Source organism: Raoultella sp. T31 (genome assembly GCF_002806725.1).
GTDB classification, from domain to species: domain Bacteria; phylum Pseudomonadota; class Gammaproteobacteria; order Enterobacterales; family Enterobacteriaceae; genus Klebsiella; species Klebsiella electrica.
This window is the reverse complement of record NZ_PIBO01000047.1, coordinates 1-26,696: the sequence shown is the minus strand read 5'-3', so window position 1 is coordinate 26,696 and position 26,696 is coordinate 1. Positions and strand designations below refer to the sequence as shown.

Below are 26,696 nucleotides of genomic sequence, written 5' to 3'. Positions count from 1 at the left end.
CTCTCCCAGGCGTTCAGGCCTGCAGTCCCAGACGCTCGCCCTGATAGCTACCGTCGAGAACCTGTTGCCACCAGGTTTCATTTGCCAGGTACCACTGAACCGTTTTACGCATACCACTGGTAAATGTTTCATCCGGCGTCCAGCCTAGTTCAGCTTCAATTTTCGACGCATCAATGGCGTAGCGAAGATCGTGTCCTGGGCGATCGGCAACAAAGGTGATGAGGTCGCGATAGTGCGCCACGCCATCCGGTTTATACGGCGCCAGCTCTTCCAGCAGATCGCAAATGGTTTCCACCACCTCAATATTCTTACGCTCGTTGTGCCCGCCGATATTGTAAGTTTCGCCCGGCTTGCCGCGTGTTGCCACCAGGTACAGTGCTCTGGCGTGATCTTCAACGTACAGCCAGTCGCGAATTTGCTGACCATTGCCATATACCGGCAGCGGTTTACCCGCCAGCGCATTGAGGATAGTGAGCGGAATCAGCTTCTCAGGAAAGTGATACGGGCCGTAGTTATTTGAACAGTTGGTGATCAGCGCTGGCAGGCCATAGGTACGCTGCCATGCGCGCACCAGATGATCACTGCTGGCTTTAGAAGCGGAATAAGGGCTGCTCGGCGCATAAGGCGTCGTTTCGGTAAAAAACACGCCGCTATCGTGGAGATCGCCGTATACCTCGTCTGTCGAAATATGGTGGAAGCGAAACGCCGATTTTTTCTCTTCATCAGCCCCATTCCAGTAGGTGCGTGCGGCTTCCAGTAGCGTACAGGTCCCGACGATATTGGTTTCAATAAACGCCGCAGGGCCATCAATGGAGCGATCGACATGACTTTCAGCCGCAAGATGCATCACGATGTCAGGCTGGTAGAGGCAAAAGACGCGATCGAGTTCGGTCCGATCGCAAATATCCACTTGTTCAAAAGCGAACCGGGCATTCCGGGCAACGGGAGACAGCGACTGCAAATTGCCGGCATAGGTCAACTTATCGACGACGACAACCGTGTCGGAAGTTTCGCGAATGATTTCGCGAACAACTGCTGAGCCAATAAACCCAGCTCCGCCAGTGACCAGAACCGTACTCACCGCCACACTCCTTTGGTATCGACAATATAATCCTGCGTCACGCTATCGCCGCTGATGGCTTTAAACTGACGATGGTCAACCAGCATCACCAGCACATCGGCGTTCGCCAATGCGTCATCCAGCAAGGCCAGCGTGCACAGACCGTTGAGTTTGGTCGGCAGCTGGTGGATATTGGGTTCCACAACCAGCGTGTCACCGCTGTGCCAGCGGGCGATTTGCATGGCGATCGACATCGCCGGGCTTTCGCGCAGATCGTCGATATTCGGCTTAAAAGCCAGGCCAAAGCAGGCGATTTTCAACTCGCTGGCGCGCTTATTACTGGCGGCCAGACAATCGGCCACCCGGGCTTTGACCTGCTCGATAACCCAGTCAGGCTTATGATCGTTAACCTCACGGGCGGTACGAATCAGCCGCGCCTGCTGCGGGTTTTGCGCCACGATGAACCACGGGTCGACTGCGATGCAGTGTCCTCCGACGCCCGGTCCCGGCTGCAGGATATTGACGCGCGGATGACGATTCGCCAGGCGAATCAGCTCCCAGACGTTAATGTCCTGCTCCGCGCAGATCAGCGACAGCTCGTTCGCGAACGCAATATTCACGTCGCGGAAGCTGTTTTCGGTCAGCTTACACATCTCGGCGGTGCGGGAGTTGGTGACCACGCATTCGCCTTCGAGGAAAATTTTATACAGCTCGCTGGCGCGGGCGGAGCAAACCGGCGACATACCGCCGATGACGCGGTCATTCTTAATCAGCTCGACCATCACCTGACCCGGCAACACGCGCTCCGGGCAGTAGGCAATATTGACATCCGCCGCTTCGCCAGCCTGCTGCGGGAAGCTCAGGTCCGGGCGCATTTCAGCAAGCCACGCGGCCATTTGCTCCGTCGAACCAACCGGAGAAGTGGACTCCAGAATCACCAGCGCCCCCTTTTTCAGTACCGGCGCAATGGATTTTGCCGCCGACTCGACGAAGACCATATCCGGCTCATGCAGATCTTTGAACGGGGTGGGTACGGCAATCAGGTACGCATCCGCCACGACTGGCTCGGTCGTCGCACGTAAATAGCCCTGCTCAACCGCCGTTTTGACCACGCTCGCCAGATCCGGCTCCACGATATGAATCTCGCCACGGTTAATGGTCTCCACGGCATGTTGATTGATATCAACGCCGACCACCCGCTTTTGCCGGGAGGCGAACGCGGCAGCGGTTGGCAGGCCAATATATCCAAGGCCAATCACTGAAATGGTAGAAAAACTCATAGCGTTACCTGATTATTTTTAAGTGCGGACAAAATACGGCGACATGCCTGACCATCACCGTAGGGATTATGCGCCCGGCTCATTGCCTGATACGCGGCATCATCCTGCAGCAGATGCGTGACTTCAGCGACGATACGCTGGCTGTCGGTCCCGACCAGACGCACGGTGCCTGCAGCAATCGCCTCCGGGCGCTCCGTCATTTCACGCATCACCAGTACCGGCTTCCCTAACGAGGGTGCCTCCTCCTGAATACCGCCGGAGTCGGTGAGGATCAGCCAGGCGCGATCCATCAACCAGACAAACGGCAGATAATCCTGCGGCTCAATCAACATGACGTTATCGACATGACCGAGAATACGTTTCACCGGCTCGCTGACGTTCGGGTTCAGATGCACCGGATAGACAATCTGGACATCGGGATTGCTGGCGGCGATTTCCGCCAGCGCGTGGCAAATTTGCTCAAACCCGCGGCCAAAGCTTTCCCGCCGGTGGCCGGTGACCAGAATCATCTTCTTGCCGTTCGCCAGGAAAGGATAGCGCTGCATCAGTTCGCTACGCAGAGCCTCATCGCCCAGCACCCGATCGCGAACCCAGAACAACGCATCAATGACCGTGTTGCCGGTAACCGTGATGTGGTCAGCGGCGATATTTTCGCGCAGCAGGTTCTGTCGCGAGGTTTCTGTCGGGGCAAAATGGTACGTTGCCAGATGTCCGGTCAGCGTACGGTTCCCCTCTTCCGGCCACGGCGAACTCAGATCGCCGGTTCGCAACCCCGCTTCAACGTGCCCGACCGGGATACGCTGATAGAACGCGGCCAGACTTGCCGCCATCGTCGTCGTGGTATCGCCATGCACCAGCACAACGTCCGGTTTAAACGATTCCAGCACCGGTTTTAGCCCTTCGAGGATACGACAGGTGATTTCCGTCAGGCCCTGACCTGGCTGCATAATATTGAGGTCGTAATCCGGCACGATAGAAAAAAGCTTCAACACCTGGTCGAGCATCTCCCGATGCTGCGCCGTGACGCAAACTTTCGCCTCAAAGTGAGGATCTTTTGCCAGCGCATGAACCAGCGGTGCCATTTTGATGGCTTCGGGTCTGGTGCCAAATACCGTTAGTACTTTCACATCGATTCTCTTCGATTAGATGATGAAGTTGATTAATTCTTCATCACAGGCCGCATTCACTGGACTCTGCGTCGCGATAATGCAACGCCTGCGCCAATGAGCGCGCCCACGATACCCCACATCACCATCAGAAATACGCGCCGCGGGCTATCGCGTTTTACCGGTTCTTCCGGCGTACGCAAATACCGGTAAGTCTGAAAACGCGGATCTAATGTCGGTCCGACGTTGAGCGTATTCAGCATGGCACGGCTTTGGTCATAGTCGAGATCGTATTCCGGCCCCACAGCTTGCAAATTTTCCAGTCGCGCCTGCAGCATTGGCCTGCCGAGCAAGAACAGCTCGGAATCCGGCAGCTGATCGGCCGGGATATCGGTTTCACTGCGGGAGATGTTGTGCTGCTGCGCCACTTTCAACGCCTCTTCCACGCTGTGGGTACGACGGTTGAAAATTTCGCGCGCCACCTCTTCCTGGCGCTTCACCTGCGCTTTCATCTGCACGGTGCGGGCCGCCCAGGCGCCTTTCAGCTCGTCATTAAGATGTCCTGCCGCACGCTGGCTGGCGAAGGCCACGTACTGACGCAGCAGATTATTGGCGTCCGGCGCGGTCTCGGCCGTCAGCTTCACGCTGTCGTTAACATTTTTTACCGGGTCGCCCGGCATGAACTGAATGTTGTTAATCAAATCGTCCAGCAGCGCAGCGTCCGCACGGGCATTGCCCGACTGGCGCTGTTTGTAATAGTCCGTTTGCAACCAAAAATCGCGACGGGTATCCCAGGACCCCTGCTGCATGATGAACTCTTTGTAAGCTTGCTCCATCGCCGACGGCTGGTCGACCGGTACCAGATTGGCTTTAATATCCAGATTGCGTAAGAACTGCTGTTGAGAATAGTAACCACCCAGCATATTCACGGTTGGCCGATCGGTTATCGCCGTTGCGCTCCACTCCTGGCGAGCAAAGAAGGCGTAAACCAGAACGATCAGCGCAAATAGCACGGCCATCCCGGCTATCCAGATTTTTCCTGCCCATAAGGCGCGAAACAGCCCGCGAATATCCAGTTCATTCTCAACGTTCACTGCTTGTGCTCCCGGTAATGGTTGAGTCATCACGTCCCCAGTTCTACTTGGTTAATTTTGGCTTATTGCCGCTGTGTCGCCGTATTCTGCGTCTGATGCGCTTAACCAGTCGCGCCACTTTCCATGCGCGTTTAATGCAGTAGCCATAAAGGAAAAAGGCCAACAAAAAGAGAATTAACATCACCCATTCAGGAACGATACGGGTATATTCCGCCACCACGCCCACCAGCGCCAGCAGCGCGGCCGCCAGCGTGATCAGGACGAAAGCCTGCCGGGAAGTAAACCCGGCACGCATAATCAAGTGATGAATATGCTGGCGATCCGGAGAGAACGGGCTCATCCCTTTACGCAGGCGACGATACATAATCGCCACCATATCCATCAACGGAATCGCAATAATCCACAGGGCGGTCACCGGGCTAATGGGATGCGTTTTGCCCTGGGTCGTTTCCAGCAGAATCCAGATGATGGTGAAGCCAATCATGGTACTGCCAGCATCGCCCATAAAAACTTTGTAACGACGGCCAAGCACGCCGAGGTTAAGTAAAATATAGGGCAGAATGGCGGCTATCATCGCAAAACACCACATTGCCAGGCTGTATTGACCGTCAAACCACAGAATAATGCCGGTTGCCGCAAATGAGACCGATGACAGACCGCCGAGCAGGCCGTCGATACCATCCACCATATTAAAGGCGTTAATCGCGGCCCAGACGGCGAAAAGGGTGAGGAAGAAGCCAAAGGGGCCGAGGACCAACTCCCACGAACCAAAAATATAGCCCAGGCTACTCAGGTGCAGGTTCCCTGCCGTCATCATGACAATGGCAATGGCGGCCTGAATCACCGCGCGAATTTTTACACTGATATCAAACCGATCATCCAGCGCACCGACCAGCACAAGGATGCCGGCGCAGGACAGATATAAGAATGAATGGGGAATGTAATAATCAGCGATGGCAAAAGTAAAACAAATGCCAGCATAAACTGAGATGCCACCCACTAACGGAACCAAACCCTGATGCCGTTTTCGATAGTTAGGTTTATCCACTAACCCGACTTTTTTTGCTGCTTTTCGGGCAACAAATATAAAAAGGGTAGTGAATAAGAAAATACTGATTAATTCAGTAATAGCAGTGAGTAAATTCACAACACATGTGCTCTCAGCATGGTTAATCCGGGAAGTATAACGACGATGTCTCAACTCCTGAAGGGGTAAAGCAGAACATTACAAATTTATTGTATAGATTTTAGTCTGTTAAAATTATCACTGCCTCGCGTGGCGCGCTAATCATACGATAATCCCTGCTTCCTTTTCCCTTTCTGGATCATACAAACCCAAAAAACAAAACGCCACGCGATTGCGTGGCGTTTTTGGGCTTTTTTTAACTTACGAGCGTTTCATCATATCGAAGAAGTCATCGTTCGTTTTGGTCATCGCCAGTTTGTTGATGAGGAACTCCATCGCGTCAATCTCACCCATCGGATGGATGATTTTACGCAGGATCCACATCTTCTGCAGCTCTTCCTGGGTGGTAAGCAGCTCTTCTTTACGGGTACCGGAACGGTTGTAGTCGATAGCCGGGAAGACGCGTTTTTCCGCGATCTTACGCGAGAGATGCAGCTCCATGTTACCGGTGCCTTTAAACTCTTCGTAGATAACTTCATCCATTTTGGAGCCGGTATCAATCAGCGCGGTGGCGATAATGGTCAGGCTACCGCCCTCTTCCACGTTACGCGCGGCACCGAAGAAACGCTTCGGACGATGCAGGGCGTTAGCGTCCACACCACCGGTCAACACTTTACCGGAAGCCGGCACAACGGTGTTGTAGGCACGCGCCAGACGGGTAATGGAGTCGAGCAGAATGATAACGTCTTTCTTGTGCTCAACCAGGCGTTTCGCCTTCTCGATAACCATCTCGGCAACCTGAACGTGACGGGAAGCAGGTTCGTCAAAGGTGGAAGCAACCACTTCGCCTTTAACCAGACGCTGCATCTCGGTCACTTCTTCCGGACGTTCGTCGATCAGCAGCACCATCAGCACGCAGTCAGGATGGTTGTACGCGATGCTCTGCGCGATATTCTGCAGCAGCATGGTTTTACCGGCTTTCGGCGGCGCAACAATCAGACCACGCTGACCGCGGCCGATCGGCGAGGCCAGATCCAGCACGCGAGCGGTTAAGTCTTCGGTTGAACCGTTACCACGTTCCATACGCAGACGTGAGTTCGCGTGCAGCGGCGTCAGGTTCTCGAACAGGATCTTATTACGCGCGTTTTCCGGCTTGTCGTAGTTAACTTCGTTAACTTTCAACAGCGCAAAGTAACGCTCACCCTCTTTAGGAGGACGAATCTTACCGGAAATGGTGTCACCAGTGCGGAGGTTGAAACGGCGGATTTGGCTTGGGGATACGTAGATGTCATCGGGACCGGCGAGGTAGGAGCTGTCTGCGGAACGGAGGAAACCAAATCCATCCTGCAGTATCTCCAGTACGCCATCGCCAAAGATATCTTCGCCACTCTTCGAATGCTGCTTGAGGATGGCAAAAATAATATCCTGCTTACGCATACGGGCCAGGTTTTCCAGCCCCATATTTTCGCCGAGAGTAATCAGCTCAGAAACCGGCGTATTCTTTAATTCGGTAAGATTCATAATGGTGTGGGTTCTTAAACTCGGGGTAGAACTCGAACTTAATGTTGTGAATGGTATGGCAGGAACATCCATGCCTGTTAACGGCCTTCATCTCGTGCCTGTACGTTGCCTGGTCACAGGAAAGAACGCAGAGCTGGAACGACAAAACGGAATGAGTGAAAAGCCCGGAATTTGTAGCCTCTCGCGCATTTGCTGCGGGACGCTTCGGGTAAAACAAGATTCAAACAATAAGGTATGTTTAAAACGAAGTCTGAAGTTAACTTAGCACGACTCTGGCCGGGCGTCCAGAGTTCCGCTAAAAATAGGAACCCGGACGCCGGAATGGCAAACTGCTTACGCCAGGTTGGCGTCGAGGAAATCTTTCAGCTGGCCTTTAGACAGCGCGCCAACCTTAGTTGCCGCGACTTCGCCGTTCTTAAACAGCAGCAGAGTCGGGATGCCGCGAATGCCGTATTTCGGCGCAGTACCTGGGTTCTGATCGATGTTCAGTTTAGCAACGGTCAGTTTGCCCTGATACTCTTCAGCGATCTCATCCAGAATCGGGGCGATCATTTTGCACGGACCGCACCACTCTGCCCAGAAATCGACGAGGGTTAGCCCGTCAGCCTTGAGTACGTCCGTGTCAAAACTGTCGTCAGTCAGGTGAATAATTTTATCGCTCATATTTAACTCCACAGGAATAAGCCTGGTGTGTTGGTGTCGCAGACATCAACGACGTGCCGATGCTACGTTATACACGTTATTGTTCAGGATGCCTCTATGTACTGGCATATGTACTGGCCACTGCGCGATCCGATCCCTCATGGATGTCGTCTTGCAGAAGCCAAAGCAAACCGCCTTCAAACCGTTTCCGGTAGATTAATCCACCTCGACGCGCTGAGTAGTCTAAGCTTTCGAGGATTCATCAGGTTGCCGTAGATGCACCTTAAGTCATTTCGCGTATAGCCAACGAAAGGTTGACGTTATTTCAACGGATACGCTTTCTTAATGCAATAGTTAGCTGATATTCTACCACACTATGAGCAAAACACATTTAACAGAACAGAAGTTTTCCGACTTCGCCCTGCACCCGGCAGTGATTGAAGCCCTTGAAAAGAAAGGGTTTCATAATTGCACGCCCATTCAGGCACTCGCTCTTCCGCTAACGCTGGAAGGTCGTGATGTCGCCGGGCAGGCGCAAACCGGTACCGGAAAAACGATGGCGTTCCTGACGTCAACGTTTCATTATCTTCTCTCTCACCCGGCCAACGCTGACCGCCAGGTAAACCAACCGCGTGCGCTGATCATGGCTCCTACGCGCGAGCTGGCGGTACAAATTCACGCTGATGCAGAACCGCTGGCTGCGGCCACCGGCCTGAAGCTGGGTCTGGCGTACGGCGGCGATGGCTACGATAAGCAGCTGAAAGTGCTGGAAAGCGGCGTCGACATTCTGATTGGCACCACTGGTCGTCTGATTGATTACGCCAAACAGAATCACATTAACCTCGGCGCGATTCAGGTCGTCGTGCTGGATGAAGCCGATCGCATGTACGATCTCGGCTTTATTAAAGATATCCGCTGGCTGTTCCGTCGCATGCCGCCGACCAATCAGCGTCTGAATATGCTGTTCTCCGCAACCCTTTCTTACCGTGTTCGCGAACTGGCGTTTGAACAGATGAACAACGCCGAATATGTTGAAGTCGAGCCGGAACAGAAAACGGGTCACCGGATTAAAGAAGAGCTGTTCTACCCTTCCAACGAAGAAAAAATGCGCCTGTTACAGACGCTTCTGGAAGAAGAGTGGCCGGATCGCGCCATTATTTTCGCCAACACTAAACATCGTTGCGAAGATATCTGGGGACACCTGGCGGCGGACGGTCATCGCGTCGGCTTGCTGACCGGCGACGTCGCCCAGAAAAAACGCCTGCGGATCCTTGAAGAGTTCACCCGTGGCGATATCGACATTCTGGTGGCGACTGACGTTGCTGCGCGTGGTCTGCATATCCCGGCCGTCACGCACGTCTTTAACTATGACCTGCCGGACGACTGCGAAGATTACGTTCACCGCATCGGCCGTACCGGTCGCGCGGGCGCCAGCGGTCACTCCATCAGTCTGGCCTGCGAAGAGTACGCGCTGAATCTTCCGGCGATTGAGACCTACACCGGTCACTCTATTCCGGTCAGCAAGTACAATCCAGATGCACTCATGACAGATTTGCCTAAGCCACTGCGCCTGACGCGCCCGCGCACTGGCAATGGCCCGCGTCGCAGCGGTCCGCCTCGTAATCGTCGTCGTTCAGGTTAAATAAATCTATGCTCAGTTCCACCTCGCTTTATGCAGCTATCGATCTTGGTTCTAATAGCTTTCATATGTTGGTTGTACGCGAGGTGGCCGGGAGCATCCAGACGCTCAGCCGCATCAAGCGCAAAGTACGTCTGGCCGCTGGCCTGAACAGCGATAACACGCTCTCCGCGGAAGCGATGGAGCGTGGGTGGCAGTGCCTGCGTCTGTTTGCCGAACGCCTGCAGGATATCCCACCCGTTCAAATTCGCGTTGTGGCGACCGCCACGCTGCGCCTGGCCGTCAATGCCGATGCGTTTTTGGCAAAGGCCCGGGAAATCCTCGGCTGTCCGGTGCAGGTGATCAGCGGTGAAGAAGAAGCCCGCCTGATTTATCAAGGCGTCGCCCATACGACCGGCGGCGAAGACCGGCGCCTGGTTGTCGATATCGGCGGTGCCAGTACCGAACTGGTGACTGGCACGGGGGCACAGACCACCTCTCTTTTTAGCCTGTCGATGGGGTGCGTGACCTGGCTGGAGCGCTACTTCGCCGATCGTAACCTGACAAAAGAAAACTTCGATCTGGCAGAAAATGCGGCTCGGGAAGTTCTGCGTCCGATTACTGACACCCTGAATTACCACGGCTGGAAAGTTTGCGTCGGCGCATCCGGTACCGTTCAGGCCCTGCAGGAAATTATGATGGCGCAGGGGATGGACGAGCGAATCACCCTGGCTAAATTGCAGCAGCTCAAGCAGCGTGCGATTCAGTGCGGGCGCCTGGAAGAGCTGGAAATCGAAGGCTTAACCTTAGAGCGAGCGCTGGTTTTCCCCAGCGGACTGGCCATACTTATCGCCATCTTCAGCGAACTGAAAATTCAGTGTATGACCCTCGCGGGCGGCGCGCTCCGCGAAGGCCTGGTTTACGGCATGCTGCATCTGTCCGTCGATCAGGATATCCGTAGCCGTACGCTGCGCAATATTCAACGCCGCTTTATGATAGACACCGAGCAGGCCCAGCGCGTAACCCAACTCGCAGCGCATCTGGTGAATCAGCTGGACGGCGCCTGGGAGCTGGAATCGCTCAGCCGCGAACTGCTCGCCAGCGCCTGCGAGCTGCACGAAATTGGTCTGAGCGTCGATTTTAAACGCGCCCCGCAGCACGCCGCCTATCTGGTGAGCAACCTCGATCTCCCCGGCTTCACGCCGGCGCAGAAAAAGCTGCTCGCAACCCTGCTGCTCAACCAGACTAACACCATCGATCTCTCCTCACTTCATCAGCAAAATGCGGTGAAACCACGGGTTGCGGAACACCTGTGTCGGCTGCTGCGTCTGGCGATCCTCTTTGCCAGCCGCCGTCGCGACGATCTGCTGCCGGCCATTTCACTGACTGTCGCAGGCGAGAAACTGGTGCTGACGCTGCCGGAGGGGTGGCTGGAAGATCATCCGCTGGGTCGGGAGTTGGTGGAGCAGGAGTGCCAGTGGCAAAGCTATGTCCACTGGACCCTTGAGGTGGCTTAATTCCGCCTGATATTCCGTAAAATCGCCCGGTGCGCGCCACCGGGGATACGCACTCGAACTATTTCCCTTTCGCTTTTGCCAGCATCGCCCGAATATTGGCGACATTGGCCTGCCCTTTATGCATCCGCTCTTCCGGTGAGATAACTTTGCGTTCCTGCTCCCAGATCAGATCATCCTGCGGCAATTCCAGCAGAAAACGGCTGGGCTCCGGGCGCACCAGCTCTCCGTACTGACGGCGCTCTTTACACAGCGTGAAGGTCAGCTCTTTCTGCGCGCGGGTAATTCCGACGTACGCCAGGCGGCGCTCTTCATCCACATTGTCTTCATCGATGCTACTCTGGTGCGGCAGCAGCCCCTCTTCCATGCCCACCAGATAGACGTAAGGAAACTCCAGCCCCTTCGAGGCATGCAGGGTCATCAACTGCACCTGATCCGACTCTTCATCGGACTCGCCGCGCTCCATCATATCGCGCAGGGTAAAACGGGTGACCACCTGGGTCAGGGTCATCGGCTCGTCTATGTCGCTGCCTTCCAGCATCTCCGTCATCCAGCTGAACAGCTGATTGACGTTTTTCATGCGCATTTCTGCGGCCTTCGGGCTTGGGGAGGTCTCATACAGCCAGGATTCATAATCCACCCCGCGAATCAGATCGCGTACTGCGGCGACCGGTTCGCGCTCCGCCAGGCGCTGAATTTCACCCAGCCATTGTGTAAAGCCGGTAAGCGCATCATAGCCGCGACCGGTTAGCGTCTGGTTGAGACCCATATCAAAGCTGGCGGTGAACAAACTCTTGTTCCGGGTCATCGCCCACTCGCCGAGTTTTTGCAAGGTAGCCGGGCCGATTTCGCGCTTTGGCGTATTGACGATACGCAGGAAAGCGCTGTCATCATCCGGGTTGGTCAGCACGCGCAGATAGGCCAACAGGTCTTTAATCTCGGGCCGCGAGAAGAACGACGTGCCGCCAGAAATTTTGTACGGGATGCGGTTTTGCATCAGCATCTTTTCAAAGACCCGCGACTGATGGTTGCCGCGATAGAGAATGGCGTAATCTTTATATTGCGTCTTATTGATAAAGTGGTGGGCGATCAGTTCCCCGGTCACCCGTTCCGCTTCATGCTCTTCGTGGTTCGCTGAAAGCACTTTAAGCTCTACGCCATACCCCAACTCGGAAAACAGACGTTTTTCGAAGACGTGCGGGTTGTTGGCGATCAGAATGTTAGCGGCTTTCAGTATGCGCCCGGAAGAACGGTAGTTCTGTTCCAGTTTGATCACCTGCAGCGCCGGGAAATCCTGGCTCAGCAGGACCAGATTCTGCGGCCGTGCCCCGCGCCAGGAGTAGATCGACTGGTCATCATCGCCGACGACGGTAAAGCGCGCGCGCTGCCCCACCAGCAGCTTCACCATCTCATACTGGCTGGTGTTGGTATCCTGGTATTCATCCACCAGCAGATAGCGAATCTTGTTCTGCCAGCGTTCACGTACCTCTGCGTTGCGCTGCAACAACAGGGTCGGCAACAGGATCAGATCGTCAAAATCCAGCACGTTGCAGGCTTTCATATGGGCATCATAAAGCCCGTAGCAGTGGGCAAAGATCCGATCCCGTTCACCCTTTGCGCCCGCCGCGACCTGCGCCGGGGTTTGCAGATCGTTTTTCCAGTTGGAGATCGTCGAGATCAGCTGCTGCAACACGACCTTATCGTCGTCGATCAGCCCTTCGGTCAGCTCTTTGAGCAGCGCAAGCTGGTCGGTATCATCGAACAGAGAAAAATTAGATTTCATCCCCAGCGCGGCGTATTCACGCTTAATAATATCCAGTCCCAGAGTATGGAAGGTGGAAATCATCAGGCCCCGCGCCTCTTTACGCCCCAGCGTTTGACCGACACGTTCTTTCATTTCACGTGCCGCTTTGTTGGTAAAGGTCACCGCCGCAATATGGCGCGCCTGATAGCCGCAGCCGCGGATCAGGTGCGCGATTTTATTGGTGATAACGCGGGTCTTACCGGAACCGGCGCCCGCCAGCACCAGGCACGGTCCGGTTACAAATTCGACGGCTTGTTGTTGGCCAGGGTTTAAACGCATGGGAGTTTTGCTCAATCTTCGAACGGGGTGGGGATTGTAGCAGAAAGCCGGGGGGAGATTTACCGGCTAATGGTAAAGTGTTGGCAACACCGATAATCCAGAGAGCAAAACAATGACAAAGTCAGCCGCCGCCCTGCATATCCTGGTAAAAGAAGAAAAACTGGCCCAGGAGATCCTCGCCAAACTGGAGCGAGGTATCAGCTTCGATCATCTGGCGAAGCGTTATTCACGCTGCCCCTCCGGACGTAACGGCGGAGATTTAGGCGAGTTCAAACAGGGGACGATGGTCGGACCGTTTGATAACGCGGTCTTCACCTGCCCGCTACTGAAACCCTACGGGCCGGTAAAAACGAAGTTCGGCTACCACATCATTAAGGTGCTGTATCGCCGCTAGCGCATGCTAATATTGCATCCTGATTTATCGCAACCTATCAAGGCACGATCATGGCTAAAACAGCGGCAGCAATGCACATTCTGGTAAAAGAAGAGAAACTGGCACTCGACCTGCTGGAGCAGATTAAAAACGGCGCCGACTTCGAGAAACTGGCGAAGAAGCACTCCACCTGTCCGTCAGGTAAAAAGGGCGGTCATTTAGGCGAATTCAAACAGGGCCAGATGGTTCCGGCATTTGATAAGGTCGTCTTCTCCTGCCCTGAGCTGGAGCCGACTGGCCCGCTGCACACGCAGTTCGGTTACCACATCATCAAAGTCCTGTACCGCAAATAAAAAGGTTCATCGCGCTTAAGCGTGAACCAATAAAAAGCCGGGTGGCGGCTACGCCTTACCCGGCTTACATCTTGCAGTTTTGTATTTTGTAGGTCGGGTAAGCGGAGCGCCACCCGACAATCGGGTTAACCCGCTACGGCAATACGTTTCATATCGGTCATATAACCGCGCAGTTTCTTACCAACCTGCTCGATAGCGTGGCTGCGAACGGCTTCGTTCACGTCACGCAGCTGAGCGTTATCTACCGCGCCTTCGGCAATCGCTGTACCCAGGTCGCCGGTCTGCAGCGTGGTCATGAACTCTTTCAGCAGCGGTACGCAAGCGTAAGAGAACAGGTAGTTACCGTATTCTGCGGTATCGGAGATAACCACGTTCATTTCGTACAGACGCTTACGCGCGATGGTGTTCGCGATCAGCGGCAGTTCGTGCAGTGATTCGTAGTAAGCGGACTCTTCGATGATGCCGGAATCCACCATGGTTTCAAACGCCAGCTCAACGCCCGCTTTCACCATCGCGATCATCAGAACGCCTTTATCGAAGTACTCCTGCTCGCCGATTTTACCTTCAAACTGCGGAGCGGTTTCGAACGCGGTTTTACCGGTCTCTTCACGCCAGGTCAGCAGTTTCTTATCGTCGTTGGCCCAGTCAGCCATCATACCGGAGGAGAATTCACCGGAGATGATGTCATCCATATGTTTCTGGAACAGCGGCGCCATGATCTCTTTCAGCTGTTCGGACAGCGCGTAAGCACGCAGTTTCGCCGGGTTGGACAGACGGTCCATCATCAGGGTGATACCGCCCTGTTTCAGCGCTTCGGTAATGGTTTCCCAGCCGAACTGAATCAGTTTTTCGGCGTAAGCCGGATCGGTACCTTCAGCCACCAGCTTGTCAAAGCACAGCAGAGAACCAGCCTGCAGCATACCGCACAGGATAGTCTGCTCGCCCATCAGGTCAGATTTCACTTCCGCAACGAAGGACGATTCCAGTACGCCCGCACGGTGGCCGCCGGTCGCCGCTGCCCATGCTTTGGCGATCGCCATTCCTTCGCCTTTCGGATCGTTTTCCGGGTGAACCGCGATCAGCGTCGGTACGCCGAAGCCACGCTTGTACTCTTCACGCACTTCCGTACCCGGACATTTCGGTGCCACCATCACCACGGTGATGTCTTTGCGGATCTGCTCGCCCACTTCGACGATGTTGAAGCCGTGGGAATAGCCCAGCGCCGCGCCGTCTTTCATCAGCGGCTGAACGGAACGCACAACGTCGGAGTGCTGTTTGTCCGGCGTCAGGTTAACCACCAGGTCAGCCTGCGGGATCAGCTCTTCATAGGTCCCGACTTTGAAGCCGTTTTCGGTCGCTTTACGCCAGGATGCACGCTTTTCAGCAATCGCTTCTTTACGCAGCGCATAGGAGATATCCAGGCCGGAATCACGCATGTTCAGGCCCTGGTTCAGGCCCTGCGCGCCACAGCCGACAATGACCACTTTTTTACCCTGAAGGTAGCTCGCGCCATCGGCGAATTCATCGCGGCCCATAAAGCGACATTTACCCAGCTGCGCCAACTGCTGGCGCAGATTCAGTGTATTAAAGTAGTTAGCCATGGTGATACCTCGTGATGTTGTACTGTCTTATTGTTCGGTTCGCTTTTGCGAGAATGAACTTACTATATGACAGGAAATTTATTGCGGAAATTGATATATTCACAACGTCATGTTGCAATTTATGCAATATAAAATCGTGGAGTACGGCCTGTGGATTTACGCGATCTGAAAACCTTCCTGCATCTGGCTGAAAGCCGCCATTTTGGCCGCAGCGCGCGGGCGATGCACGTCAGCCCTTCCACCCTTTCACGCCAGATCCAACGCCTGGAAGAAGATCTCGGACAGCCGCTGTTTGTTCGCGATAATCGCACCGTCACCCTGACCGAGGCTGGCGAAGAGCTACGCCTGTTCGCGCAGCAGACGCTGCTACAGTACCAGCAGCTTCGTCATGCCATCGATCAGCAAGGTCCTTCACTTTCCGGCGAGCTACATATCTTCTGCTCGGTGACGGCAGCCTACAGCCACCTGCCGCCAATTCTCGATCGCTTCCGCGCTGCCCACCCTTCGGTGGAGATTAAGCTTTCTACCGGCGATGCCGCCGATGCGATGGAGAAAGTCGTCACCGGCGAGGCCGATCTGGCGATTGCCGGCAAGCCGGAAACGCTACCGGGGTCCGTGGCGTTTTCGATGCTGGAAAACCTGGCGGTGGTGCTGATCGCCCCGGCATTAGCCTGCCCGGTACGTACCCAGGTCAGCCAGGAGAAGCCCGACTGGTCAACCGTACCGTTTATCATGGCCGATCAGGGACCGGTGCGCCGCCGTATCGAACTGTGGTTTCGCCGCCATAAAATCAGCAATCCCTCGATTTACGCCACCGTCGGCGGCCATGAAGCGATGGTGTCGATGGTCGCGCTCGGCTGCGGCGTGGCCTTAATTCCGGAAGTGGTACTGGAGAACAGTCCGGAACCGGTACGCAATCGCGTAATGATTCTGGAACGCAGCGATGAGAAAACGCCGTTTGAGCTGGGCGTGTGCGCACAAAAAAAGCGGCTGTATGAGCCGCTTATTGATGCTTTCTGGTCTATTTTGCCGAACCACTGATATTTTTGCCGGGTGGCGGCGCAAACGCCTTACCCGGCCTGTGATCTGATGGCAGGCCGGGTAAGTGCAGCGCCATCAGGCGTTAACCCGCGAGAAAAAACCTGAACGCCGGGTTGTTGGTTTCATCGTGGCAGTCGTAACCCAGCTCATGGAGTCGGGTTTCGAAATCCGGCTCATGATCGCCAAGCTCGAACGCCGCCAGCACGCGACCATAATCGGTTCCGTGGCTACGGTAGTGGAACAGCGAGATGTTCCAGTGGGTGCCTAACGTATGCAGGAACTTGAGCAGCGCTCCCGGCGATTCGGGAAATTCGAAGCTGAACAGGCGCTCCTGCAGCGGTTTTGACGGCCGCCCGCCGACCATATAGCGCACATGAAGTTTCGCCATTTCGTCATCGGAAAGATCGACAACGCTATAGCCGCCTTCGTGCAGCAGGCTCAGAATCTCTTTACGTTCTTCCACACCGCGGCTCAGACGAACCCCGACAAAAATGCAGGCATCTTTGGCATCAGCAAAACGGTAGTTGAACTCGGTCACTGAACGGCCGCCCAGCAGCTGACAGAACTTCAGGAAGCTGCCTTTCTCCTCCGGAATGGTCACCGCCAGCAGCGCTTCACGTTGCTCTCCCAGCTCGCAGCGTTCGGAAACGTAGCGCAGACCGTGGAAATTGACGTTAGCACCGGACAGGATATGCGCCAGGCGTTCGCCACGGATGTTATGCTGCGCAATATACTTTTTCATTCCTGCCAGCGCCAGCGCGCCAGACGGTTCAGCCACGGCGCGAACATCTTCGAACAGGTCTTTCATCGCCGCGCAAATCGCATCGCTGTCGACGGTGATAATATCGTCAAGATACTCCTTGCAGAGGCGGAAGGTCTCGTCACCGATACGTTTCACCGCCACGCCTTCGGCAAACAGCCCGACACGGGGCAGATCGACCGGGTGCCCGGCGTCCAGCGCCGCTTTCAGACAGGCGGAGTCCTCCGCTTCCACCGCAATCACTTTGATCTGCGGCATCAGCTGCTTGATCAGCACCGCTACGCCTGCGGCGAGCCCACCGCCACCCACCGGGACAAACACGCGATCCAGGTGCGCATCCTGCTGTAGCAGCTCCAGCGCCAGGGTGCCTTGCCCGGCAATCACCATCGGGTGATCAAACGGCGGGACCCAGGTGAAGTTCTGCTGTTGCGCCAGCTCGATAGCTTTCGCTTTCGCTTCATCGAAATTAGCGCCGTGCAGCAGTACCTCGCCGCCAAAGTTACGCACGGCATCCACTTTGATATCCGCCGTGGCAACCGGCATCACGATCAGCGCCTTCACGCCAAGACGCGATGCCGAGAACGCCACTCCCTGGGCGTGGTTGCCCGCAGAAGCGGTAATCACCCCCTGCGCTTTTTGCTCTTCCGTCAGGCCTGCCATCATTGCGTAGGCCCCGCGCAGCTTGAAGCTATGAACCGGCTGGCGATCTTCGCGCTTCACCAGAATCACGTTATCAAGACGCGACGAGATTTTTTCCATTTTTTGCAACGGCGTAATCTGCGCCGCTTCATAGACCGGCGCGCGTAGCACCGCCCTGAGATATTCCGCCCCTTCGGGGGCGGCAGACAGGGGTTGCGATTCAGCCATCATTAACCCCCCAGTTTCGATTTATCGCGCACCGCGCCTTTATCGGCGCTGGTTGCCAGGCTGGCATACGCACGGAGTGCAAAGGAAACCTGACGTTCACGCGCTTTCGGCGTCCAGGCGCGATCGCCGCGGGCCTCTTGTGCTTCGCGACGCGCGGCGATTTCGGCATCGCTCAGCTGCAGATGAATACCCCGGTTCGGAATATCAATGGCAATCATATCGCCGTCTTCAATGATCGCAATATTGCCGCCGCTGGCCGCTTCCGGTGAGACGTGACCAATCGACAGGCCCGAGGTGCCGCCGGAGAAACGGCCGTCTGTTATCAGCGCACAGGCTTTACCCAGGCCCATCGACTTCAGGAAGCTGGTCGGATAAAGCATTTCCTGCATCCCCGGCCCGCCTTTCGGCCCCTCATAGCGAATCACCACCACATCGCCTGCAACGATTTTACCGCCGAGGATAGCCTCAACCGCATCGTCCTGGCTTTCGTAAACTTTCGCCGGGCCGGTGAATTTCAGAATACTGTCATCCACCCCTGCGGTTTTAACGATGCAACCGTTTTCCGCAAAGTTGCCGTACAGAACCGCCAGGCCGCCGTCTTTGCTGTAAGCATGCTCCAGCGAACGGATACACCCTTCGGCACGATCGTCATCCAGCGTATCCCAGCGGCAGTCTTGCGAGAAAGCCTGGGTCGTCCGGATACCCGCCGGGCCGGCGCGGAACATTTTTTTCACCGCGTCATCTTTAGTCAGCATGACATCATATTGCTCAAGCGTTTGCGGCAGCGTCAGGCCGAGAATGTTTTTCACATCGCGGTTCAGCAGCCCGGCGCGATCGAGCTCGCCAAGAATCCCCAGCACGCCGCCCGCACGGTGCACATCTTCCATATGGTACTTCTGCGTGCTCGGCGCCACCTTACACAGCTGCGGAACCTTGCGGGACAGCTTATCGATATCACTCATAGTGAAGTCGATTTCCGCTTCCTGCGCAGCGGCTAACAGGTGCAGAACGGTATTCGTCGAACCGCCCATGGCGATATCCAGGGTCATGGCGTTTTCAAATGCCGCTTTGCTGGCGATGTTGCGCGGCAACGCTGACGCATCATCCTGCTCGTAATAGCGTTTAGTCAGCTCAACGATGCGTTTCCCTGCGTTAAGGAACAGCTCCTTACGGTCGGCGTGAGTCGCCAGCAGAGAGCCGTTACCCGGCTGGGACAGACCCAGCGCTTCGGTCAGGCAGTTCATTGAGTTAGCGGTAAACATCCCCGAACAGGAACCGCAGGTCGGACAGGCGGAACGCTCGACCCGATCGCTCTGTTCGTCGGAGACTTTTGGATCCGCCCCCTGAATCATCGCATCGACGAGGTCGAGTTTGATGATTTTATCAGAAAGCTTGGTTTTCCCGGCTTCCATTGGGCCACCGGAAACAAAAATCACCGGAATATTCAGGCGTAAGGACGCCATCAGCATCCCCGGGGTGATTTTGTCGCAGTTGGAAATGCAGACCATGGCATCGGCGCAGTGCGCGTTAACCATGTACTCAACCGAGTCGGCGATCAGTTCACGGGATGGCAGTGAATAAAGCATACCCCCATGCCCCATAGCGATCCCATCATCCACCGCGATGGTGTTGAATTCTTTGGCAACGCCGCCTGAGGCTTCAATCTGCTCAGCAACCAGCTTACCCAGATCGCGCAGATGTACGTGACCCGGCACGAACTGGGTGAAGGAGTTAACAACGGCGATAATCGGCTTACCGAAATCGGCATCGGTCATCCCGGTTGCGCGCCACAGCGCGCGGGCACCCGCCATATTACGGCCATGAGTGGTGGTGGCGGAACGGTACTTAGGCATGCTTTAGTTACTCCCAGTCTCTGTGACATGGGGCGCTGCGTGCCGCCCCATTTTTTTATGCTTATGCTTGAATATATTTACGGGTTAACCTGATCCAACCAGCCCCATTTATCTTCGGTTTCACCGGTGAAGAGGCCAAAGAAAGCTTGCTGAATACGTTTGGTGACCGGGCCGCAGCGACCTTCGCCAACCTGAATACCGTCAACGCTGCGTACCGGGGTGATTTCCGCAGCAGTACCAGACATAAAGACTTCATCCGCCAGATACAGAGATTCGCGGGACAGCACCTGCTCGCGGACTTCAATATCCAGATCTTTTGCCAGTTTAATGATCGCGTCGCGGGTAATGCCCGGCAGCGCAGAAGAGGTAAATGGCGGAGTGAACAACACGCCATCTTTCACTTCAAACAGGTTCTCACCCGCGCCCTCGGAGATATAGCCGTTGACGTCCAGCGCGATTCCTTCCTGATAACCATGGCGGCGCGCTTCGCTGCCAACCAGCAGGGAAGAGAGGTAGTTACCACCGGCTTTTGCGGCAGTCGGGATGGTGTTGGGCGCGGCACGGTTCCAGGAAGAAACCATCGCATCGATCCCCTGATCCAGCGCTTCAGCGCCAAGATAAGCTCCCCACGGGAACGCCGCGATGATCACGTCAGTACTGTATCCCGCAGGCGGGTTAACGCCCATGCCGACGTCGCCAACAAAGATCAGTGGACGAATATAAGCGCTGGTCAGGTTATTTTTGCGGATAACTTCGCGGCAGGCTTCCATCAGCTCATCAATGCTTTGAGAGACCGGAAAACGATAGATTTTGGCTGAGTCATGCAGACGCTGCATATGTTCGCGATGACGGAACACCACGGGTCCTTTATGCGAGTCGTAGCAACGGATGCCTTCAAACACGGAAGTGCCGTAGTGAAGCGCGTGAGACATCACGTGAACCTTCGCCTCTCCCCACGGAACCATCTCACCGTTGAACCAAATGTAATCAGCTTTTTTCGTCGTCATTTTTCTTCCCTTGCGCTTATGCGCGGATTTGTTGTGATGTTGGTTGCTGGATCTCGACGCAGGCGACGTCGACCAGCTTACTTAATTGACTAAACAGTAATTCGACGGGCCGCTGACTGGCAACGGTCAATTCAATATTTATGTTGCCGGCATCTGCCGTGGTTTCCATATTCATGGAACAAACCTGAAAGCCGCGGTGGCGTACCACGCGCAGCACACGTTCTAAGGTTTCCGGGTTGAAGCGAGCCTGTAAAGCGACCTGATGTTGCATCATGATAATTTCTCCAGCATTTCTGCATTACTGGCACCGGGCGGTACCAACGGCCAGACGTTCTCAAGTTCATCGATTGAGACATGAAGCAGGTATGGCCCCTGGCTCGAAAGCATGGTGTCGAGAGCCGCTTCAACCTGGTCTTTACGGGTGATGTGCTGACCAGGAATGCCAAAGGCGCTGGCCAGCGTGACAAAATCGGGGTTATCGGTGAGGGTGGTTTCGCTATAGCGCTCCTCGAAAAACAGCTGCTGCCACTGACGCACCATGCCCAAACGCTGGTTATCCAGTAACAGGATCTTCAACGGCAGCTGTTTACGTTTCACCGTACCCAGCTCCTGCACGTTCATCATGAACGAGCCATCGCCGGAGACGCAGATAACGGTATCGTTCGGACGGGCAACCTGAGCGCCAACCGCAGCAGGCAGGCCAAAACCCATCGTGCCCAAACCGCTGGAGGTAATAAAATTCTCAGGGCGTGTATAGGTCATATGCTGCGCTGACCACATTTGATGTTGACCCACGTCGGTTGTGACAACGCTATCGACCGGCTTACGGTCGGAGAGCTGTTTGAGCAGCAGCGGCGCGTAAATGCCCTCACCCGGATGGTCATAGCGCCATGCGTGCTCGTCACGCAGCGCCTGATTATGCTGGCGCCAGGCGTCGATAGTCAGCGGTTTCTGCAGCGCTGGCAACAACGTATTCAGATCGCCCACCAGGGCGACATGCGCCTGACGCAGCTTGTTCAGCTCCGCCGGATCGATATCCAGATGGATAACCCTGGCGTGCGGAGCAAAGGTGTTCAGTTTCCCGGTGACACGGTCATCGAAGCGTGCGCCGACAGCGATCAGCAGGTCACATTCCTGTACCGCCAGGTTGGCCGCTTTGGTGCCGTGCATCCCCAGCATTCCCAGATAGTACGGATAGCCCGCATCAACAGCCCCCAGCCCCTTCAGCGTGCAGGTAGCCGGCATTTGCGTCACGGCGATAAATTCGCGTAAAGCAGGAACCGCCTGCGCCATGCCCACACCACCGCCAACGTACAGCATCGGTTTTTGCGCGGTGGCTAACATCTGCAGCGCCTGCTCAACTTCTGCGTGAGGGAAGGCAATATCGTTATCAACCGTTGAGAAATACGGTTCAAGTTCGCCCTTCGCCAGCTGGATATCTTTTGGGATATCAACCAGAACCGGGCCTGGGCGGCCAGAGTTTGCGACCTGGAAAGCTTCAGCGATCACTTGCGGCAGTTCTTCCAGCGACTGCACGAGGAAACTATGTTTCGTACAAGCCAGAGACAAACCAAGGACATCCACTTCCTGGAAAGCATCGGTACCGATAAACGGCGCCGCGACCTGACCGGTGATGGCGACAACCGGGATAGAGTCCAGTAACGCGTCAGCCAGACCGGTGATCAGGTTCGTCGCGCCTGGACCTGATGTGGCGATACACACGCCGGTTTTGCCGGTGGCACGAGCATAGCCGATGGCGGCCATCGCCGCCCCTTGCTCGTGGCGGCACAACAGGTGTTCCACGCCGCCGTCATACAATGCATCGTAAACCGGCATAATCGCGCCACCAGGATAGCCAAAAACCGTGTCGACCCCCTGTGTCCGCAAAGCATGTACTACCCACTGCGCCCCATTCATAGTTAGTTCCCCGTCATAGTTCGGGAGAAACAGAATTTTATGCTACTCGTCATTCTCTGCTCCTCGCTTATCATTTTTAAGTTATAAAAAAACCCCCGGACCTTTCGGTGCGGGGGTCTTAGTTCGTTAAGGCTTGATTTCTAAGCCTTTTCTCGTCCAAGTGCAGCCCCGCACGGTGGGATAATAATCACCACCACGCTAATCACGACCAGGCTAATCACTCGTAGAAGGGCTGTCATTTTCTGTACTTTCTGGCTTCTTGTTCGAAGGAATGCCTAAAGAGTTACCACAGATATGACAATAAACACAAGATTTTTTTATACATTACTTACTGATCGCGCTAACAATTTTTTGTAAAACATTTGTTTTTAATAGAAAAAATATAAAATGAAAAAAATTCAATTTATCGCTCTTTTTTATGACGATGCGGCAGTTTCCCCAATACCCTATTTCACTATGTTGACCGCCTGCGATGCCGATTCCACCATGAGTGAAATGTCACGCTATCCGGCGATATTCGCTGGAACATGCCGCGCAGAATATATTTTTTACTGCTTACTGACCATTATTAAACCGACATAATGCCCGTACTCAGGAGGCATTATGTCACTCGCGATTATTTACACACGGGCTGCTTTCGGTATCAGTGCCCCGCTTATTACGATCGAAATTCATATCAGCAACGGGCTTCCCGGGTTAACCATGGTAGGGCTTCCTGAAACCACGGTAAGAGAGGCTCGCGACCGGGTACGCAGCGCAATAATTAACAGCGGCTATACGTTCCCGGCCAAAAAGATCACCATCAATCTGGCTCCTGCCGATTTGCCAAAAGAAGGCGGGCGATATGATCTCCCCATCGCTCTCGCGCTTCTGGTCGCCTCAGAGCAGCTAGATGCGTCCAGGTTGAATCAATATGAGTTTATCGGCGAGCTCGCGCTCACAGGGGCGCTACGTGGCGTTCCTGGCGCTATCTCCAGCGCAATGGAGGCGATAAAAGCCGGACGACAAATTATCGTCGCCGAGGATAACGCCGCGGAAGTGGGGCTCATTGAGGGCCATGAGTGCCTTGTCGCCGGGCATCTGCAGGAAGTGTGTGCCTTTCTCGAGGGACGCCATGCGCTCACCCCTTCCCTGCCGGAGGAAGAACATCCTGATGACCCGCTACCTGACCTGAGCGATGTTATTGGCCAGCAGCAAGGAAAACGTGCGTTGGAAATCGTTGCCGCAGGGGGTCACAACCTGCTGTTGATTGGCCCTCCCGGTACAGGAAAAACCATGCTTGCCAGCCGACTGCCAGGTCTTCTGCCGCCATTAAGTAATCAGGAGGCGCTCGAAAGCGCCGCCATCCTTAGTCTGTTGAACCGCCATCATGCCACTAAACAGTGGCGCAGGAGGCCGTTTCGCAGCCCACATCACAGCGCGTCTCTCGCAGCCATGGTGGGAGGCGGTTCAATCCCGATCCCCGGAGAGATCTCGCTGGCACACAACGGGGTGCTATTTCTGGATGAACTACCGGAGTTTGAACGTCGGGTGTTGGATGCTTTGCGGGAGCCGATAGAGTCCGGGAAAATACATATTTCACGAACGCGTGCGAAAATTGACTACCCGGCACATTTTCAGCTTATCGCGGCCATGAATCCCAGCCCAACCGGGCATTACCAGGGTCATCATAATCGCGCATCACCGGAACAAATCTTACGCTATCTGGGGCGCCTGTCCGGGCCGTTTCTCGACCGGTTCGATCTCTCGCTGGAAATTCCGCTCCCGCCTCCAGGCGTGCTCAGCCAGGCCGTCGCTGGCGTGGAAAATAGCGCCAGCGTAAGGAAGCGGGTTCTCGCCGCCCGAGACAAACAGCTGGCCCGGCAGGAGAAACTCAATGCCGACCTGGAGAGTAATGAAATGAAAATCTGGTGTCCGCTCAGTAAAGAGGATGCTATCTGGCTGGAACAGGTGCTATCGCAGCTGGGGCTTTCTATCCGCGCCTGGCAGCGTCTGCTGAAAGTCGCCCGGACCATCGCCGACATAGGAGGTGAATCCCGTATTGAGCGCCGCCACCTGCAGGAGGCCCTTGGCTATCGAGCGATAGACAGAATGCTGAACCATCTGCAAAAACTCATGGCGTAAAAAAAGGGCTTACGCCCTTTTTCTTAATCATCGCTTTCGGTGTAATCTTCAGCGCCTTCAACCTGCGGTTTACCGCCGGACAGCGTATGAAAACGCTTAGGCCGCTTAATACGCGCCATATACTTAAGCCAGACGCGTTCCATTTCCGTGGCTGGCTCACGTTCACCACGACATACCGAAACAAATTGTTTTTCATCTTCGGTGACAGGTTCGCGTTTACCCAGTTCCAGTTCGTTCAGGGCATAACCATGCTGTTCCAGCAGTTGTGCCTCTTTGATGGTGAAATCACCATGACGGGAAAACCCGCGCGGATAATGTTTATTATCGAAAAAACGATTAGTCGTCATAAAGCTTTCCGCCATCCTACACGCTCCTGATTCTTTGGCCGAGCTATTTATGGCGCGGAGTATTAGTTACGCTTGACAGAGTGTAAAACAAAAGATTTAAATCATTACGACAAATAATTTTGCGGAGAAGAGTGTGGATACGGAATTGCTCAAAACTTTCCTTGAGGTGAGCAGAACTCGCCACTTTGGACGAGCAGCAGAGGCGCTTTATCTGACGCAGTCGGCCGTCAGCTTTCGTATTCGTCAGTTGGAAAACCAGCTCGGCGTTAACCTTTTTACCCGCCATCGCAATAACATCCGCCTGACGTCAGCCGGCGATAAACTCCTGCCGTATGCCGAAACCCTGATGAACACCTGGCAGGCAGCACGAAAAGAGGTTGCAAACGCTTCCCGGCATAATGAATTCTCAATTGGCGGCAGCGCATCTTTGTGGGAATGCATGCTTAACGGATGGCTGGGGAAGCTCTACAAAGAGCCCTGTAACCTGCAGTTTGAAGCGCGGATTGCGCAGCGACAATCGCTTGTTAAACAGTTACATGAACGACAGCTTGATCTACTGATCACAACAGAATCGCCGAAAATGGACGAATTAAGCAGCCAGTTACTCGGTAATTTTACCCTGGCACTCTACTGCGCCTCGCCATTTAAGACGAAGAATGAATTGAATTATTTGCGCCTGGAATGGGGCCCGGACTTCCAACAAAATGAAGTCGGACTGATTGGCGGTGATGATGTTCCGCTGCTGACAACCAGTTCTGCTGAACTGGCCTGTCAGCAACTCGCCGCGCTAAATGGCTGCACATGGCTGCCGACACGCTGGGCGAAGGATAAAAGCGGCCTGCATACGGTGACGGACAGTACAACGCTATCTCGGCCCCTGTACGCTATCTGGCTACAAAACAGCGATAAACAGGTACAGATCCGCGAAATACTGAAGACAAACATACTGGAATAATGCACGCCTCCGGGGACCCGGGGACGGAGGATGCCGGGAAATTCTGGAGATGGAAAATAACGGACAAAAAAAATCCTTTGCCTGGGCAAAGGATTATATATGGCAGGGGCGGAGAGACTCGAACTCGCGACACCCGGTTTTGGAGACCGGTGCTCTACCAACTGAGCTACGCCCCTAAATTTCCTACTATTAAGCCCACTAATTGACTTAGCAGGCTTAACTTTTAATAAGTGGCGGAACGGACGGGACTCGAACCCGCGACCCCCTGCGTGACAGGCAGGTATTCTAACCGACTGAACTACCGCTCCACCGAATTCTGTTTTACTGCTACCGGTTGTCACCCCGGTTGACTACTTTAACTGTCGAACCACTCACAACATCGCTGTGATTGCGTTCTTAATTTGATGCCTGGCAGTTCCCTACTCTCACATGGGGAGACCCCACACTACCATCG

General features: G+C 54.8%; 24 protein-coding genes and 2 tRNA genes. 8 read left to right on the top strand and 18 right to left on the bottom strand.

Annotated elements, in window-relative coordinates:
• Positions 1-13: 13 nt before the first annotated feature.
• From rffG to trxA, 7 genes are all read right to left on the bottom strand, one after another.
• The gene (gene rffG, locus CWM52_RS22875) at positions 14-1,081 is read right to left on the bottom strand and encodes a dTDP-glucose 4,6-dehydratase (RefSeq protein WP_100686182.1); all 1,068 of its coding nucleotides are present in this window, start codon (positions 1,079-1,081) and stop codon (positions 14-16) included.
• Complete coding sequence (gene wecC / locus CWM52_RS22870; protein WP_100686181.1) at positions 1,078-2,340, bottom strand: UDP-N-acetyl-D-mannosamine dehydrogenase; 1,263 nt, start codon at positions 2,338-2,340, stop codon at positions 1,078-1,080. Before wecC ends, rffG begins: the two co-directional genes overlap by 4 nt.
• The gene (wecB, locus tag CWM52_RS22865) at positions 2,337-3,467 is read right to left on the bottom strand and encodes a non-hydrolyzing UDP-N-acetylglucosamine 2-epimerase (protein WP_100686180.1); all 1,131 of its coding nucleotides are present in this window, start codon (positions 3,465-3,467) and stop codon (positions 2,337-2,339) included. The genes wecC and wecB overlap by 4 nt, the downstream gene beginning before the upstream one ends.
• 56 nt (positions 3,468-3,523) lie before the next feature.
• Positions 3,524-4,570: an ECA polysaccharide chain length modulation protein gene (gene wzzE, locus CWM52_RS22860; protein WP_100686179.1), complete on the bottom strand. Its 1,047-nt coding sequence runs from the start codon at positions 4,568-4,570 to the stop codon at positions 3,524-3,526.
• Positions 4,571-4,583: 13 nt separating this feature from the next.
• Positions 4,584-5,687, bottom strand: a complete 1,104-nt coding sequence (gene wecA, locus CWM52_RS22855; protein ID WP_100686178.1) for a UDP-N-acetylglucosamine--undecaprenyl-phosphate N-acetylglucosaminephosphotransferase — start codon at positions 5,685-5,687, stop codon at positions 4,584-4,586.
• Between the two features lie 240 nt (positions 5,688-5,927).
• Complete coding sequence (rho, locus tag CWM52_RS22850) at positions 5,928-7,187, bottom strand: transcription termination factor Rho (RefSeq protein ID WP_002883293.1); 1,260 nt, start codon at positions 7,185-7,187, stop codon at positions 5,928-5,930.
• Between the two features lie 333 nt (positions 7,188-7,520).
• On the bottom strand, positions 7,521-7,850 hold the full coding sequence (gene trxA, locus CWM52_RS22840; protein ID WP_004869525.1) for a thioredoxin TrxA: 330 nt from the start codon (positions 7,848-7,850) through the stop codon (positions 7,521-7,523).
• A gap of 355 nt (positions 7,851-8,205) precedes the next feature.
• On the opposite strand from trxA, the gene rhlB reads away from it, so the two are divergent.
• A complete protein-coding gene (rhlB, locus tag CWM52_RS22835; RefSeq protein ID WP_100686176.1) occupies positions 8,206-9,471 on the top strand; it encodes an ATP-dependent RNA helicase RhlB in 1,266 nt (421 codons plus the stop codon).
• A gap of 8 nt (positions 9,472-9,479) precedes the next feature.
• Positions 9,480-10,964, top strand: coding sequence for a guanosine-5'-triphosphate,3'-diphosphate diphosphatase (gene gppA / locus CWM52_RS22830; protein ID WP_100686175.1), 1,485 nt, complete (start codon positions 9,480-9,482; stop codon positions 10,962-10,964).
• 58 nt (positions 10,965-11,022) lie between these two features.
• Here the strand turns inward: gppA and rep are convergent, their stop codons facing one another.
• The gene (gene rep, locus CWM52_RS22825; RefSeq protein WP_100686174.1) at positions 11,023-13,044 is read right to left on the bottom strand and encodes a DNA helicase Rep; all 2,022 of its coding nucleotides are present in this window, start codon (positions 13,042-13,044) and stop codon (positions 11,023-11,025) included.
• 112 nt (positions 13,045-13,156) lie between these two features.
• On the opposite strand from rep, the gene ppiC (CWM52_RS22820) reads away from it, so the two are divergent.
• Together ppiC (CWM52_RS22820) and ppiC (CWM52_RS22815) are read left to right on the top strand one after the other, a co-directional pair.
• Positions 13,157-13,438, top strand: a complete 282-nt coding sequence (gene ppiC, locus CWM52_RS22820) for a peptidylprolyl isomerase PpiC (RefSeq protein WP_100686173.1) — start codon at positions 13,157-13,159, stop codon at positions 13,436-13,438.
• A 50-nt stretch (positions 13,439-13,488) separates the two neighbouring features.
• Entirely contained in the window at positions 13,489-13,770 is a 282-nt protein-coding gene (gene ppiC, locus CWM52_RS22815) for a peptidylprolyl isomerase PpiC (RefSeq protein ID WP_004869510.1), read from the top strand.
• A gap of 125 nt (positions 13,771-13,895) precedes the next feature.
• Here the strand turns inward: ppiC (CWM52_RS22815) and ilvC are convergent, their stop codons facing one another.
• Positions 13,896-15,371, bottom strand: a complete 1,476-nt coding sequence (gene ilvC, locus CWM52_RS22810; protein ID WP_100686172.1) for a ketol-acid reductoisomerase — start codon at positions 15,369-15,371, stop codon at positions 13,896-13,898.
• Between the two features lie 150 nt (positions 15,372-15,521).
• Between ilvC and ilvY the strand changes: the two genes are divergently transcribed.
• On the top strand, positions 15,522-16,412 hold the full coding sequence (ilvY, locus tag CWM52_RS22805) for an HTH-type transcriptional activator IlvY (protein ID WP_004869503.1): 891 nt from the start codon (positions 15,522-15,524) through the stop codon (positions 16,410-16,412).
• 82 nt (positions 16,413-16,494) lie between these two features.
• On the opposite strand, the gene ilvA is transcribed toward ilvY, so the two are convergent.
• From ilvA to ilvL, 6 genes are all read right to left on the bottom strand, one after another.
• Positions 16,495-18,039 (bottom strand): threonine ammonia-lyase, biosynthetic, encoded by a 1,545-nt coding sequence (gene ilvA / locus CWM52_RS22800; protein WP_100686190.1) that lies wholly within the window; start codon positions 18,037-18,039, stop codon positions 16,495-16,497.
• Between the two features lie 2 nt (positions 18,040-18,041).
• Complete coding sequence (gene ilvD, locus CWM52_RS22795; RefSeq protein ID WP_100686171.1) at positions 18,042-19,892, bottom strand: dihydroxy-acid dehydratase; 1,851 nt, start codon at positions 19,890-19,892, stop codon at positions 18,042-18,044.
• 77 nt (positions 19,893-19,969) lie between these two features.
• Complete coding sequence (gene ilvE / locus CWM52_RS22790) at positions 19,970-20,899, bottom strand: branched-chain-amino-acid transaminase (protein ID WP_100686170.1); 930 nt, start codon at positions 20,897-20,899, stop codon at positions 19,970-19,972.
• Positions 20,900-20,915: 16 nt separating this feature from the next.
• Positions 20,916-21,173 carry an acetolactate synthase 2 small subunit gene (gene ilvM / locus CWM52_RS22785; RefSeq protein ID WP_100686169.1) on the bottom strand — a complete coding sequence of 86 codons (258 nt, stop codon included), beginning with the start codon at positions 21,171-21,173 and terminating at the stop codon, positions 20,916-20,918.
• Positions 21,170-22,816, bottom strand: a complete 1,647-nt coding sequence (gene ilvG / locus CWM52_RS22780; RefSeq protein ID WP_100686168.1) for an acetolactate synthase 2 catalytic subunit — start codon at positions 22,814-22,816, stop codon at positions 21,170-21,172. The genes ilvM and ilvG overlap by 4 nt, the downstream gene beginning before the upstream one ends.
• A gap of 140 nt (positions 22,817-22,956) precedes the next feature.
• The gene (gene ilvL / locus CWM52_RS22775) at positions 22,957-23,055 is read right to left on the bottom strand and encodes an ilv operon leader peptide (protein WP_071996002.1); all 99 of its coding nucleotides are present in this window, start codon (positions 23,053-23,055) and stop codon (positions 22,957-22,959) included.
• 148 nt (positions 23,056-23,203) lie between these two features.
• Here ilvL and CWM52_RS26210 point away from each other — a divergent pair, with 148 nt between their 5' ends.
• Both CWM52_RS26210 and CWM52_RS22770 read left to right on the top strand, forming a co-directional pair.
• Positions 23,204-23,398, top strand: a complete 195-nt coding sequence (locus CWM52_RS26210; protein ID WP_133121765.1) for a hypothetical protein — start codon at positions 23,204-23,206, stop codon at positions 23,396-23,398.
• Positions 23,399-23,419: 21 nt separating this feature from the next.
• Positions 23,420-24,940: a YifB family Mg chelatase-like AAA ATPase gene (locus tag CWM52_RS22770; RefSeq protein ID WP_100686167.1), complete on the top strand. Its 1,521-nt coding sequence runs from the start codon at positions 23,420-23,422 to the stop codon at positions 24,938-24,940.
• A gap of 23 nt (positions 24,941-24,963) precedes the next feature.
• Here the strand turns inward: CWM52_RS22770 and CWM52_RS22765 are convergent, their stop codons facing one another.
• A complete protein-coding gene (locus CWM52_RS22765) occupies positions 24,964-25,302 on the bottom strand; it encodes a DUF413 domain-containing protein (protein ID WP_100686166.1) in 339 nt (112 codons plus the stop codon).
• Between the two features lie 118 nt (positions 25,303-25,420).
• On the opposite strand from CWM52_RS22765, the gene hdfR reads away from it, so the two are divergent.
• Positions 25,421-26,242, top strand: coding sequence for an HTH-type transcriptional regulator HdfR (gene hdfR, locus CWM52_RS22760; protein ID WP_100686165.1), 822 nt, complete (start codon positions 25,421-25,423; stop codon positions 26,240-26,242).
• Between the two features lie 100 nt (positions 26,243-26,342).
• Here the strand turns inward: hdfR and CWM52_RS22755 are convergent.
• Both CWM52_RS22755 and CWM52_RS22750 read right to left on the bottom strand, forming a co-directional pair.
• Positions 26,343-26,418 (bottom strand) — tRNA-Trp (locus CWM52_RS22755).
• A 55-nt stretch (positions 26,419-26,473) separates the two neighbouring features.
• A tRNA-Asp gene (locus CWM52_RS22750) sits at positions 26,474-26,550 on the bottom strand.
• Positions 26,551-26,696 lie beyond the last annotated feature (146 nt).

Coding starts and splice junctions, on each gene's coding strand:
- wecC (WP_100686181.1), bottom strand. CDS start 2,340: ATGAGTTTTTCTACCATTTCAGTGATTGGCCTTGGATATATTGGCCTG.
- wzzE (WP_100686179.1), bottom strand. CDS start 4,570: ATGACTCAACCATTACCGGGAGCACAAGCAGTGAACGTTGAGAATGAA.
- rho (WP_002883293.1), bottom strand. CDS start 7,187: ATGAATCTTACCGAATTAAAGAATACGCCGGTTTCTGAGCTGATTACT.
- trxA (WP_004869525.1), bottom strand. CDS start 7,850: ATGAGCGATAAAATTATTCACCTGACTGACGACAGTTTTGACACGGAC.
- rhlB (WP_100686176.1), top strand. CDS start 8,206: ATGAGCAAAACACATTTAACAGAACAGAAGTTTTCCGACTTCGCCCTG.
- gppA (WP_100686175.1), top strand. CDS start 9,480: ATGCTCAGTTCCACCTCGCTTTATGCAGCTATCGATCTTGGTTCTAAT.
- rep (WP_100686174.1), bottom strand. CDS start 13,044: ATGCGTTTAAACCCTGGCCAACAACAAGCCGTCGAATTTGTAACCGGA.
- ppiC (WP_100686173.1), top strand. CDS start 13,157: ATGACAAAGTCAGCCGCCGCCCTGCATATCCTGGTAAAAGAAGAAAAA.
- ppiC (WP_004869510.1), top strand. CDS start 13,489: ATGGCTAAAACAGCGGCAGCAATGCACATTCTGGTAAAAGAAGAGAAA.
- ilvC (WP_100686172.1), bottom strand. CDS start 15,371: ATGGCTAACTACTTTAATACACTGAATCTGCGCCAGCAGTTGGCGCAG.
- ilvA (WP_100686190.1), bottom strand. CDS start 18,039: ATGGCTGAATCGCAACCCCTGTCTGCCGCCCCCGAAGGGGCGGAATAT.
- ilvD (WP_100686171.1), bottom strand. CDS start 19,892: ATGCCTAAGTACCGTTCCGCCACCACCACTCATGGCCGTAATATGGCG.
- ilvE (WP_100686170.1), bottom strand. CDS start 20,899: ATGACGACGAAAAAAGCTGATTACATTTGGTTCAACGGTGAGATGGTT.
- ilvM (WP_100686169.1), bottom strand. CDS start 21,173: ATGATGCAACATCAGGTCGCTTTACAGGCTCGCTTCAACCCGGAAACC.
- ilvG (WP_100686168.1), bottom strand. CDS start 22,816: ATGAATGGGGCGCAGTGGGTAGTACATGCTTTGCGGACACAGGGGGTC.
- ilvL (WP_071996002.1), bottom strand. CDS start 23,055: ATGACAGCCCTTCTACGAGTGATTAGCCTGGTCGTGATTAGCGTGGTG.
- CWM52_RS26210 (WP_133121765.1), top strand. CDS start 23,204: ATGAAAAAAATTCAATTTATCGCTCTTTTTTATGACGATGCGGCAGTT.
- CWM52_RS22770 (WP_100686167.1), top strand. CDS start 23,420: ATGTCACTCGCGATTATTTACACACGGGCTGCTTTCGGTATCAGTGCC.
- CWM52_RS22765 (WP_100686166.1), bottom strand. CDS start 25,302: ATGGCGGAAAGCTTTATGACGACTAATCGTTTTTTCGATAATAAACAT.